Source organism: Mesobacterium pallidum (assembly GCF_019966535.1).
GTDB lineage: Bacteria > Pseudomonadota > Alphaproteobacteria > Rhodobacterales > Rhodobacteraceae > Mesobacterium > Mesobacterium pallidum.
Genome location: NZ_JAIMID010000002.1, coordinates 308,896 through 320,690 on the forward strand (window position 1 = coordinate 308,896; position 11,795 = coordinate 320,690).

Annotated in this window: 9 protein-coding genes; 6 read left to right on the forward strand and 3 right to left on the reverse strand. The window is 68.1% G+C overall.

Annotated features, from left to right (window positions below; all coding sequences use genetic code 11):
• Positions 1-5: 5 nt before the first annotated feature.
• The 6 genes from MF270_RS04170 to MF270_RS04195 all read left to right on the forward strand — a co-directional run bounded on the left by MF270_RS04170 (position 6) and on the right by MF270_RS04195 (position 7,220).
• Positions 6-1,139, forward strand: coding sequence for a Gfo/Idh/MocA family protein (locus MF270_RS04170; protein ID WP_238364593.1), 1,134 nt, complete (start codon positions 6-8; stop codon positions 1,137-1,139).
• A gap of 60 nt (positions 1,140-1,199) precedes the next feature.
• Complete coding sequence (mgrA, locus tag MF270_RS04175; RefSeq protein ID WP_238364594.1) at positions 1,200-2,222, forward strand: L-glyceraldehyde 3-phosphate reductase; 1,023 nt, start codon at positions 1,200-1,202, stop codon at positions 2,220-2,222.
• 367 nt (positions 2,223-2,589) lie between these two features.
• Positions 2,590-4,188, forward strand: coding sequence for a glycoside hydrolase family 43 protein (locus MF270_RS04180; protein WP_238364595.1), 1,599 nt, complete (start codon positions 2,590-2,592; stop codon positions 4,186-4,188).
• Entirely contained in the window at positions 4,185-5,009 is an 825-nt protein-coding gene (locus tag MF270_RS04185; RefSeq protein WP_238364596.1) for a TolB family protein, read from the forward strand. Before MF270_RS04180 ends, MF270_RS04185 begins: the two co-directional genes overlap by 4 nt.
• Before the next feature lie 16 nt (positions 5,010-5,025).
• The gene (locus MF270_RS04190; protein ID WP_238364597.1) at positions 5,026-6,084 is read left to right on the forward strand and encodes a sugar phosphate isomerase/epimerase family protein; all 1,059 of its coding nucleotides are present in this window, start codon (positions 5,026-5,028) and stop codon (positions 6,082-6,084) included.
• On the forward strand, positions 6,084-7,220 hold the full coding sequence (locus tag MF270_RS04195) for a Gfo/Idh/MocA family protein (RefSeq protein ID WP_238364598.1): 1,137 nt from the start codon (positions 6,084-6,086) through the stop codon (positions 7,218-7,220). Before MF270_RS04190 ends, MF270_RS04195 begins: the two co-directional genes overlap by 1 nt.
• Positions 7,221-7,597: 377 nt before the next feature.
• Here the strand turns inward: MF270_RS04195 and MF270_RS28145 are convergent, their stop codons facing one another.
• The 3 genes from MF270_RS28145 to MF270_RS04220 all read right to left on the reverse strand — a co-directional run bounded on the left by MF270_RS28145 (position 7,598) and on the right by MF270_RS04220 (position 11,793).
• Entirely contained in the window at positions 7,598-10,195 is a 2,598-nt protein-coding gene (locus MF270_RS28145; RefSeq protein ID WP_272490672.1) for a M10 family metallopeptidase, read from the reverse strand.
• Between the two features lie 36 nt (positions 10,196-10,231).
• Positions 10,232-10,609 carry a hypothetical protein gene (locus tag MF270_RS04215; RefSeq protein ID WP_238364599.1) on the reverse strand — a complete coding sequence of 126 codons (378 nt, stop codon included), beginning with the start codon at positions 10,607-10,609 and terminating at the stop codon, positions 10,232-10,234.
• A 233-nt stretch (positions 10,610-10,842) separates the two neighbouring features.
• A complete protein-coding gene (locus tag MF270_RS04220) occupies positions 10,843-11,793 on the reverse strand; it encodes a GlxA family transcriptional regulator (protein ID WP_238364600.1) in 951 nt (316 codons plus the stop codon).
• Between the last annotated feature and the right edge of the window lie 2 nt (positions 11,794-11,795).

Here is an 11,795-nt window from a genome sequence, read left to right on the forward strand (position 1 = left end):
ATCCCATGAGCAACACACTTGGCATCGGCGTGATCGGCTGCGGCAACATTTCCGCCGCCTACATGCGCCTCGCCCCCCTGTTCCGCGGCATCGAGATGCGTGCCTGCGCCGACATCAGCGCAGAGGCCGCCAAGACCCGGGCCGAGGAATTCGGCCTGAAGGCGCTGAGCATCGACGACCTGCTGGCCGCCGATGACGTGGACATCGTCGTCAACCTGACCGTTCCCAACGCGCATTTCGAGGTCTCTAGCCGGGTGCTGGAGGCGGGCAAGCACGTCTATTCGGAAAAGCCCTTCGTGCTGAGCGCCGAAGAGGGCGAGGCCCTGCGCAAGGTCGCCGACGAAAAGGGCCTGCGCGTGGGCTCGGCCCCCGACACCTTCCTTGGCGGCGCGCACCAGCTGGCGCGCAAGCTGGTGGACGAAGGCGCGGTGGGTGAGATCAAGTCCGGCACCTGTTTCGTGCAATCCCCGGGGATGGAGATGTGGCACCCCAACCCCGATTTCTTCTTCCAGCCCGGTGGCGGCCCGATCCTGGACCTGGGCCCCTACTACGTGTCGAACCTGGTGCAGCTGCTGGGGCCGGTCAAACGCGTGACGGCCATGTCGTCGAGCGCGCAGGAGTATCGCACCATCACCTCGCAGCCGCGCCATGGCGAGAAGATCAAGGTCGAGACCCCGACCACGATCCACGCCATCCTCCAGTTCGAAAGCGGCGCACAGGTCACCTATTGCGCAAGCTGGGACGTCTGGCAGCACGGCCACTCCAACATGGAGCTTTACGGGCTGAACGGCACCCTGCATGTGCCCGACCCGAACTTCTTTGGTGGCGAGGTGCGGATGACGCAGAAGTCCGCCTATGTGAACGCGCCGGGCTGGGATCATCCCTTTGCGGTCGCCAACGGCGTCGACGGGCGCGGCACGCCCAGCGCGAACTACCGCTGCGCGGGGCTGGCGGACATGGGGGCCGCGATCCTCGACGGGCGGCCGCACCGCTGCGGGCTGGAGTTCGCGCTGCACGTGGTGGACGTGATGACCGCGATCCTGAAGGCAGGCGAGACCGGCAACGCGGTCGACATCGCCACCACCTGCACGCGCCCCGAAGCGCTCGACCCCGAGGCCGCGCGCGCCCTGCTCGCGTGACGCCTTATGCCCCGGGGGCGCTGGCTCCCGGGGCGCATCCCATCACTCACGGACCGCCCCATGCCCTACTCTGCCGCCCCTGACCGCTACGACCGCATGGTCTATCGCCGCTGCGGCCGTTCCGGCCTCAAGCTGCCGGCGATCAGCCTTGGACTCTGGCACAATTTCGGCGACGACACCCCGCACGCGGTCAAGCGGGCCATGGCGCGGACGGCCTTTGATCACGGGATCACGCATTTCGACCTCGCCAACAATTACGGGCCCGAGTACGGCGCGGCGGAAACTGCCTTTGGCCGGCTGATGGCCGAGGATTTCCGGCCCTACCGGGACGAGCTGATCATTTCGTCCAAGGCGGGCTACGACATGTGGCCGGGCCCCTATGGCGAGTGGGGCTCGCGCAAGTACCTGATCGCGTCCTGTGACCAGTCGCTCAAGCGCATGGGGCTCGATTACGTCGATATCTTCTATTCGCATCGCTTCGACCCCGACACGCCGCTCGAGGAAACCATGGGCGCACTTGACCAGATCGTGCGGTCGGGAAAGGCGCTTTATGCCGGGATCTCGTCGTACAATGCCGCGCAGACGCGGGCGGCGGCGGCGATCCTTAAGGACCTCGGCACGCCCTGCCTGATCCACCAGCCAAGCTACAACATGCTGAACCGCTGGGTCGAACGGGACGGTCTGCTGGATACGCTGGACGCGTCGGGCGTGGGCTGCATCGCCTTCATGCCGCTGGCGCAGGGACTGCTGACTGGCAAGTACCTGGGCGGGCTGGCCGAGGGGTCGCGTGCCACGCAGGGCAAGTCGCTGAACCCCGCGATGGTCTCGCCTCGCGCGGTCGAGGCGCTGAACACCCTGAACGAGATCGCGGCGGCGCGCGGCCAGACGCTGGCGCAGATGGCCATCGCCTGGGTGCTGCGCGGCGGCGTGACCTCGGCGCTGATCGGCGCGTCGAAGCCGTCGCAGATCACCGATTGCGTGGGCGCCATCGGGAACCTCGCGTTCACGCCCGAAGAGTTGGCCGAGATCGACCGGCTTGCGGACGAGAAAAAGTTCGCGGAATGGGCGGCGGAGGGGGCATGATGGCCTGTCACCCCGCTTCATCCCCACAGGCGCGAAACTCCTCGTTGATGCGCGCGCCTATTGACGGTCCCCCCCGGCGGCACGCCGGGCAGCGCCCGCCGGGGCTCCGCCCGTTCAGGCCTGAAATGGTCCACTGGACCATTTCCGACCAGCCTTCACCCCTCCCCCCGGGAGGGCGCTATTGCATCGTTTCAACAGGCGCTTGCGTACCGTTTATGGCACTGGCCCGCGCTCATTCACTGTTCCGATGCGCCCCCCCAGGGTCGGGCGCTGCCCTTACCGCTCCCGTCGACCCTCGCGCCAAAGCCCTCGCACCGAGGACCGGCGCCTTGCCCGCCTCCTTCACCACCCCCGAAAGCCCCACCCCATGATCCGCAACCCGATCCTGCCCGGCTTCAACCCCGACCCCTCGATCTGCCGCGTGGGTGACGAGTACTTCATCGCCACCTCGACCTTCGAATGGTACCCCGGCGTGCAGATCCACCGCTCGACCGACCTGGTGAACTGGGACCTCGTGGCACGGCCCCTGAACCGCGCCAGCCAGCTGGACATGCGGGGCAATCCCGACAGCTGCGGCATCTGGGCCCCCTGCCTCAGCCATGACGGCGAGAAATTCTGGCTGGTCTACACCGACGTCAAGCGCAACGAAGGCAACTTCAAGGACGCGCACAATTACATCGTCACCTGCGACACCATCGACGGCGACTGGTCCGACCCGACCTTCGTCAGCTCGCACGGCTTCGACCCGTCGCTGTTCCACGACGACAATGGCCGGAAATACTGGCTGGTGCTGCGCTGGAACCACATCTCGAACTCGGTCGGCGGCAACCCCAAGCACCGCGCCTTCGACGGCATCCTGTGCCAGGAATGGAGCGAACGGGACGGCCTCATCGGCCCCATCAAGGTCATCTCGCACGGCTCGAAACTGGGCCTGACCGAGGGGCCGCACCTATCGAAGCGCGACGGCTGGTACTACCTCACCGTGGCCGAGGGCGGCACGGGCTACGACCATGCCGTGACAATGGCCCGGTCGCGCGACATCTGGGGGCCCTACGCGCTGCACCCCGACACGCACCTGATCACCGCCAAGGACGCGCCCGACGCGCCCTTGCAACGCGCCGGCCACGGCCAGATCGTCGAGACGCCGGACGGGCGCACCTACCACACGCATCTCTGCTCGCGCCCCCTGCCGGGGCTCGAGAAACGCTTCTCTCCGCTCGGGCGCGAAACCGCGATCCAGGAATGCGAATGGCGGGACGACGGCTGGCTTTACGCCAAGCACGGGCCGGTGCCGCAGGTCGAGGTGCCGGGCCTCACAGACGCCCAGCCGCGCCCCACGCGCCCGGTCTGCCGGACCTTCAACACCAGGACCCTGCCGCCCGAGTTCCAATGGCTGCGCACCCCGCAGCCCGAGCGGCTGTTCACCCTCACCGGCAAGGCCCTGCGCCTGACGGGCCGCGAAAGCGTCGGCAGCTGGTTCGAACAATCCCTCGTCGCCCGCCGGCAGGAGCACCTGAGCTACCGCGCGGAAACCGTTGTCGATTTCCGCCCCCAAAGCTACCAGCAGATGGCCGGCCTCACGACCTATTACAACCGCCACAAGTTCCACTTTGCCGGCGTCACGAAACACCCAGAGGCGGGGCTGAGCCTGTTCATCCTGTCGTGCCCGGGCATGTGGCCGGACGGGCAGATGAGCTACCCGATGCAGCCGCGCCCCATCAACGAAGGCCCCGTCGACCTCGCCGTCATCGTCACCGGCGCCACCCAGCAATTCTGGTGGCGGCAGGGACAGGACTGGAACCCGCTGGGGCCCGAACTCGACGCCGCCGTCATCTCGGACGAAGGCGGCCGGGGCGAGCATGGGTCCTTCACCGGCGCCTTCGTCGGCATGCTGTGCTTCGACACCACCGGGCTGGGCCGCACGGCCGATTTCGCCCGCTTCGACTACCACCCGGTGGGCGCATGAGATCGCATATCGAGACATATGACATCGAGACCGGCCTCGCGACCTCGGTGCTGGTCCACGAGGGCCATGTCGAGGCGCCCAACTGGACACCGGACGGCACGGCGCTGATCGTCAACGGCGGCGGGCTCCTCTACCGGGTGCCGCTGGACGCGCCCGCGCTGCACCGGATCGACACCGGCGATTTGCAGCGGCTGAACAACGACCACGGGATTTCCCCGGACGGCACGACGCTGGTGGTCAGCCAGTCGGCGCAGCCCTTCACCTCGTGCATTTACACTCTTCCGATCGCGGGCGGCACGCCTAGCCGTGTCACCGCCGAGACGCCCAGCTGGTGGCACGGCTGGTCGCCTGACGGCGAAACGCTCGCCTATACGGCCAAGCGCGGAGAGGACTGGGGCATCTGGACCATCCCCACGGGTGGCGGCCCCGAGACCTGCGTTCTCAAGGGCGGCGGCCATTACGACGGGCCGGATTACACGCCGGGTGGCGAGTGGATCTGGTTCAACTCGGACCGCGGCAGCTCGATGGAGCTCTGGCGCGTCCGCCCCGATGGCAGCGACGCGCAGCAGATGACCGAAGACGACCGGGTCAACTGGTTCCCCCACCCCTCGCCCGACGGGCAGCACATCCTCTACCTCGCCTACGAGGAGGGGACTGAAGGCCACCCGCCCAACCGCAACGTCCAGCTGCGGCTGATGCCGGCCTCGGGTGGAAGCCCCCGCATCCTCATCGACCTCTTCGGCGGCCAGGGCACGATCAACGTGCCCTGCTGTTCGCCCGATGCCCGCCACTTCGCCTACGTGCGATATTCAGACACATGACCCCCGGAGGATCACAATGCCCGGCATGATCAAGGGACCGGCCCTTTTCCTCGCCCAGTTCGCGGGTGACCAAGCGCCGTTCGACAGCCTCGAGAACATCACCAAATGGGCCGCGGGCCTTGGCTACAAGGGCGTGCAGATCCCGACCTTCGTCGGGTCCCTGTTCGACCTCGACAAGGCGGCGGACAGCGACACCTATTGCGACGAAATCAAGGGGATCTGCGCCGATGCGGGCGTCGAGATCACCGAGCTCTCGACCCACCTGCAGGGCCAACTAGTCGCGGTGAACCCGGCCTATGACACGGCCTTCGACGCCTTTGCGCCCGCATCTGTCCATGGAAACCCCAAGGCGCGCCAGGAATGGGCCGTCGACCAGGTCAAGAAGGCCGCCGTGGCCTCCCGCCGCCTGGGTTTGTCGACCACCGTCAGCTTCACAGGCTCGCTCGCCTTTCCCTACCTCTACCCCTGGCCGCAGCGCCCCGCCGGGCTGATCGAGGAAACCTTTGCCGAGCTCGCCCGCCGCTGGGTCCCGATCTTCGACCATTACGACGAAAACGGCGTCGACATCGGCTTTGAAATCCACCCCGGCGAAGACGTCTTCGACGGCGCGACATGGGAGATGTTCCAGGACGCCTGCCGCGATCACCCCCGTGCGCGCATCAACTACGACCCGTCGCATTTCCTGCTGCAGGGCATGGACTATCTGTCGTTCATCGACATCTACCACGAGCGGATCTGCGCCTTCCACGTCAAGGACGCCGAGTTCAACCCGGATGGCCGGCAAGGCGTCTACTCGGGCTACCAGCCCTGGCTGAACCGCGCCGGGCGCTTCCGGTCGCTCGGCGACGGGCAGGTGGATTTCAAGGGCATCTTCTCGCGCCTCGCCACCCATGGCTACGACAGCTGGGCGGTGCTGGAATGGGAATGCTGTCTGAAATCGCCCGAGCAAGGCGCGGCTGAAGGCGCTCCCTTCATTGCCGGGCACATCATCGAGGTGACGGACAAGGCCTTCGACGATTTCGCCGGGGGCGAGACCGACCTGGGCGCCATCCGCAAGATGCTGGGGATCGCCTGATGCGCAAGTTGAGACTTGGGATGGTCGGCGGCGGCCAGGGCGCCTTCATCGGCGGGGTTCACCGCATCGCGGCCCGCATCGACGGGCAGTGGGAGCTGGTGGCAGGGGCGCTGTCCGCGTCGCCCGACAAGGCGCGTGCCTCGGGCGCGGAGCTGGGGCTGGACCCCGCCCGCACCTACACCAGCTACGAAGAGATGGCGGCAGCCGAGGCCGCCCGCGCGGACGGCATCGACGCGGTGGCCATCGTCACCCCGAACCACATGCATGCGGGGCCCGCCGTGGCCTTCCTGCACGCCGGCATCCACGTCATCTGCGACAAGCCCCTCGCCGCGACCATGGCGCAGGCCGAAGAGATCGCGCAGGCCGCCCGCGACAGCGGCAAGCTCTTCATCCTGACGCATAACTACACCGGCTACCCGCTGATCCGGCAAGCGCGCGAGATGATCGCGAAGGGCGATCTCGGCGACCTGCGCCTCGTCCATGTCGAATACGTGCAGGACTGGCTGGCCGAAGAGACGGACCCCGACAACAAGCAGGCCGACTGGCGCACCGACCCCGCGCGGTCCGGCGCGGGCGGCTGCGTGGGCGACATCGGCACCCATGCCTTCAACCTCGCCTCCTACGTGACGGGGCTGGAAACGGAACGGCTGGCGGCCGACCTCGACGCCTTCGTGCCCGGCCGCAAGGTGGATGACAACGTCCAGGTGCTCTTGCGCTTCAAGGGCGGGGCCAAGGGGATGCTTTGGGCCAGCCAGGTCGCCGTGGGGAACGAGAACGCCCTGCGCCTGCGCGTCCACGGCACGAAAGGCGGGATCGACTGGGCGCAGGAAAACCCCAACGTGATGACCTTCACCCGCTACGGCGAACCCAGGCAGATGCTCACCCGCGCCGGCGCCGGCGCCACCCCCGCCGGCCTGCGCGGCACCCGCACGCCGGGCGGCCACCCCGAGGGCTACCTCGAAGGCTTCGCCACGATCTACGCCGAGGCGGCGGCCCTCGTCCGCCATGCCAATGACGGCACCCCCCTGCCCGAAGGCGTGCACACGCCGGACATCGAGGATGGCCTACTTGGCATGCGCTTCATCGCCGCCTGCATCGACAGCTCATCGAAGGACGCGGCCTGGACGGATCTCTGATCCGCTCTTCATTGTGCCTCTAAACTCCGGGGAGCGTGAGGGGCTGGCCCCTCACATCCACCCTCATCACATGCTGGAAACGCCCGAAACGAGGCGCCAACCCCTCGCGCCGGAGGCGCGGGACAGCAAGAGCGAGGGGCCCAGCCCCTCGCGCCGGAGGCGCGGTGCAGGAAAAGCGAGGGGCGCAGTTCCTCGCGCCGGAGGCGCAACACGAAAAAGCGAGGGGCCAGCCCCTCGCGCTCCCCGAGGTATTTGGAAAACAATGAAGGAGGGGGCGCGGCGCTCTCCACATGCGCGAAAGCGGCCCCGAACTGGGGCCGCTTTCCTGGCGCCGCAAGGCGCTGAACCTGCATGCGCGGGACGCGCATTCCGCTGGATCAGGCGAACCAGTCCGCGGTGAGGGCGCCGTCCTCGACGATGTCCCACCTGAAGATATGCGCCACGTCCTCAAGCACGGTGTCGCCGTCGCTGTCGAATTGCAGCCAGGCACCGTCCTCGCCCTGGGTGAGCACCAGCCAGCCGGTGTCGATCGCCGCCTGCGCCGTCGTGCTGCGCGCCGCCAGGATGTCGGACATGTCGATCAGGTCGCCTTCGCCGAGGTCGAAGTCGCGGATCTCGTCGCCGGCATCGGCCATCGCGCCGAAGACGAACAGGTCCGCCCCGCTGCCACCCTCGAGCCGGTCCACGCCGCCGCCGCCGACCAGCACGTCATCGTCGTTCTGGCCCCGCAGCGTGTCGATGCCGTCGCCGCCCAGCAGCACGTCGTTGCCGTTCTTCCCATCCAGCCGGTCGTCGCCCTCGCCCGCATCCAGCGTGTCGTCGCCGTCGTCGCCGCGCAGGCGGTCGTCGCCCGCGCCGGTGGTGATCATGTCGTTGCCGTCACCGCCATTGGCCTTGTCGTCCCCGAGCCCGCCGTCGAGCGTGTCGTCGCCATCGTCGCCGCGCAGGTTGTCATTGCCCATGCCGCCGATCAGCAGGTCGTTGCCGTCCTCGCCGCGCAGCGCATCGTTGTCCATGCCGCCGTCGAGCGTGTCGTCGCCGGCCCCGCCGCGCAGGTTGTCGCGGTCCATGCCACCGTTGAGCCGGTCGTTGCCCTCGTCGCCACGGGCCGAATCGCGCCCCATGCCGCCGTCGAAGACATCGTCGCCCTCGTCGCCGTAGAACCGGTCGTTGCCGAAGCCGCCGATCATCTCGTCCGCGCCGGCCCCGCCGTAGAAGCGGTCGTCGCCCTCGCCGCCGTCGAAGGTGTCGTTGCCGCCGTAGCCGTAGACCCGGTCGCTGCCGGCATTGCCGGTCACGGCGTTGTCGGCCTCGTTGCCGTAAACCGTGTCATTGCCGGCGCCCAGCACCACGTCTTCGATCACCGTGCCCGCCGCGATCGAGAAATCCTCGGTGTCGATGCGGCCGATCTGCGTGCCGTCGAGGTAGATCCGCGCCTTGTAGGTCAGGGCGCTGAGATCGAGCGTGTCATGCCCGCCGTCGACATCTTCGAGAACGCTCGACGCGAAGTCCCAGTTGTCGGCGAAGGCGTCGGTGTAGACATAGGTGGTGTCGCCCACGCCCGAGCCGATCGAGCCGCCGGTGCCGCCGGTGCCCCCCGTGTCACCCGTCCCGCCCGTGTCTCCGGTGCCGCCCGTGCCGCCGGTGTTGCCCAGCCCGGTCACGGCGCCGACGCCGACCGAGGCGTTGACCCCGGCAAGGAAGGCCAGCTGCGTGGCGACGCCCGGGTTGTTTTCGTAGACGTTCAGCCAGCTGCCGCCGGTGCCCGAGGCCAGCACCACGTGGCCGCCCGACAGCGCGTCGCTTTCGGCGATGCCCAGCGCGGCCAGCAGGGCCGAGAGGTCCACGAGATCCCCGCCCGCGACCGAGAAGTCGGTGATCATGTCGCCCGCCTCATCCAGCGCGGCATAGGCAAAGACGTCCGATCCGCTGCCGCCGGTGAGCGTGTCCGCCCCGACGCCGCCGCTGATCGTGTCGTCTCCGGCCCCGCCATCGACCAGGTCGGCCCCGCCGCGCGCCTGGATCTCGTTGTCCGCACCGTTGCCGGTGATCGTGTCATCGCCCCAGCCGGTGGCCGCGTTCTCGATCACGGTGCCGCGGGCGATCGACAGGTTGCCGACCTCGCCGCGGATGTCGGACCAGGTCTCGGCCAGCAGGCTCAGGCGCTGGTTGGCGCCGGTGCCGCCCACGTCGATCGTGTCGGTGCCGTCGCTGTCGTGGATTGCCACGGCCCAGTCGGCATTCAGGTCCATGCCGAACTGCGCCGTGTTGGTGTTCTGGCCGTAGACGGTGTCGCCAAGGTTGGTGTTGGTCAGCGTGCCGTAGAGGTTCTGGATCGCCAGGATGTCGGCCAGCTGCGCCGTCGCCAGGTAGTTCCAGCTCGAGCTGTCGTAGGTGTTGTCGGTCTGGCTGAAGTAGCTCATCACCGTGGTGTGCCAGCTGTCGTTGGCATAATGCGCATCGGTGCCGAAGTTGGCGCTGCCGTTGTAATTGCCGGCATGGCCCAGACCCAGCGCATGTCCGATCTCGTGGATGTAGGTCTGCAGGTAATAGCCGCCGTAATTCACCCAGGACTTGTGGACGTTGATGGTCGACTGGGTGATCGTCTCGCCGATGGTCCAGCTTTGCGCATAGGCGCCGGCGTAGTTGTCGTCGAAGGTCAGGTCCGCGGTGCCGGTGGTCAGCTGGAAATTGATCCCCGAGACCGCCGTCCAGGCGTCCAGCGCCTGCACCACCACGGCCTTGCCGTCGAGGTTGAGGCCCGAGATGTTGTAGGTCAGCGTGTCGCCGGTCTGGATGTCGAAACTGCGGGCCGAATAGCCGTTCGACTGCCAGTAGCCATCGGTCAGCTGCAGGGCGACCTGGTCCAGCGTATAGGTCGGCAGGGTGGCCGAGACGCTGCTGACAGCGGTGGAGCCGGTCTGGCCGAGGTGGCTGTCATAGCTCGTGTTCGAGGGATCGAGCGTTTGGCACATGATGCACATGAGGAGAGTACCTTGGAAGGGCCGGGCTTAGCGCGGCAGGTTGGAAACGCGCAGCAGCTCGGCCGCGAAATCTTGGAAGAACGAGGCGTCGAGCGGGCGGTCGCTCATCACCATGTCGAGGATGGGCCCGGTTTCGGGCGCGCCGTCGCCGCGGCTCCAGACCAGTCGCGCCGAAAGGCCGACCGGCGTCACCCGCAGCGCATCGAGCCGCACCCGAAGCGCCGGGTCGGCCTTGCGCAGCTGCGCCTCGAAGGCGCCGCAAAGCGCGGCCGGGGCGGCGCTGGGGCACGAGAAGGTGGGATGTGTTGCCATCGTGGCCGCATGGGCCCCGGTGTCGGGCGCCAGCACCAGCCCGGCCGAAAAGGCCATGGGCAACAGGGTGAACAGGGGACGGAATACGATCATCGGTTGGGTCCTTGGGTTTCAGGTTGGAAACCGACCGTTCTGATCGTTGGGGGTCCTTGTGCAGGCCAAGCGCAGCGGATGCGCGACCGGATTTCGGTAAGATCGGGGCATCGTTTCCGAAATCGGGACAATACCGGGCATTGCTGCCGGATTGTCTCCGATACCCGGAGGCGTAAAGCGCGGAATTTGCTGAAAGTTTTAGTGATTCACGAGATGTGGCCAATCCGTGGCGCTCAGGCCCGGTCCTGCGCCTCCCGGCGCGTCTGGCTGGGCGTCTCGCCGAACTCGGCGCGGTAGCGGTCGGCGAAATGGGCCTGCGCGGCGAAACCCGTCATCGCCGCGATCTCGGAGACCGGCAGGCGGGAGCGCGCCAGCATCTCGCGCGCGGTCCCGAGCCGCAGGCTTCGGTATTTCTGCATGACGCTGACGCCCAGCGCGGCCTGGAACTGCCGTTCCAGCTGCCGGGGCGATAGGCCGATCAGCCCGGCCAGCTGCCCCAGCGCCAGCGGGTCGGCGATGTGGCTCTCCATCAGCTCGAGCGCTTCGGCCACCGGGCGCGGCAGGGGGCCATAGCGGGCGGCGACGCTGGCCTGTTGCGGCGCGTCGGCCACGCGGATCTCGGTCTGGATGAACCAGTCGCTGACCTGGGCCGCGAATGCCGCCCCCTGCTCGGCCGACAGGATCGCGTGCATCATGTCAAGCGGTGCGGTCCCCCCGGCGCAGGTATAGCGGTCGCGGTCGATCACGTAGAGCCGCCGTTCCAGCATCGTGCCGCCCGCGATCTCGCGCAGCGCGTCGAGGTGGTGCCAGTGGACGGTCATCCGCCGGCTCTCCATCAGCCCCGCGCGCACCAGCACAGCCCCGCCGCCCGAGATGCCGCCCAGCGGTACGCCGCGCCGGTCGAGTTCGCGCAGCCAGGCAAAGAGCGTCGCATCCCGCACCGCCAGCGGATCGCCCCCGGCCACGACGAAGACCAGGTCGAACGCGTACCCGGCGTCGGCCAGCGCGACGGTGTCCAGCGAGGCGGGCAGCGACGACCGCACCGGCCCGCCCGTGACCGACAGCGGCACGATGTCGTACTGCGGACGGCCCAGGAACAGGTTCGCCGCCCGCAACGGCTCCAGCGCCGCGGCGGTGCTCATCATCGCGTATCCCTCGATCAGGACAAAGCCGATCCGCCGCATGT

Excerpts from the sequence above, each read along its gene's own strand:
- MF270_RS04170 (WP_238364593.1), top strand. The coding sequence starts at position 6 with ATGAGCAACACACTTGGCATCGGCGTGATCGGCTGCGGCAACATTTCC.
- mgrA (WP_238364594.1), top strand. The coding sequence starts at position 1,200 with ATGCCCTACTCTGCCGCCCCTGACCGCTACGACCGCATGGTCTATCGC.
- MF270_RS04180 (WP_238364595.1), top strand. The coding sequence starts at position 2,590 with ATGATCCGCAACCCGATCCTGCCCGGCTTCAACCCCGACCCCTCGATC.
- MF270_RS04185 (WP_238364596.1), top strand. The coding sequence starts at position 4,185 with ATGAGATCGCATATCGAGACATATGACATCGAGACCGGCCTCGCGACC.
- MF270_RS04190 (WP_238364597.1), top strand. The coding sequence starts at position 5,026 with ATGCCCGGCATGATCAAGGGACCGGCCCTTTTCCTCGCCCAGTTCGCG.
- MF270_RS04195 (WP_238364598.1), top strand. The coding sequence starts at position 6,084 with ATGCGCAAGTTGAGACTTGGGATGGTCGGCGGCGGCCAGGGCGCCTTC.
- MF270_RS28145 (WP_272490672.1), bottom strand. The coding sequence starts at position 10,195 with ATGTGCCAAACGCTCGATCCCTCGAACACGAGCTATGACAGCCACCTC.
- MF270_RS04215 (WP_238364599.1), bottom strand. The coding sequence starts at position 10,609 with ATGATCGTATTCCGTCCCCTGTTCACCCTGTTGCCCATGGCCTTTTCG.
- MF270_RS04220 (WP_238364600.1), bottom strand. The coding sequence starts at position 11,793 with ATGCGGCGGATCGGCTTTGTCCTGATCGAGGGATACGCGATGATGAGC.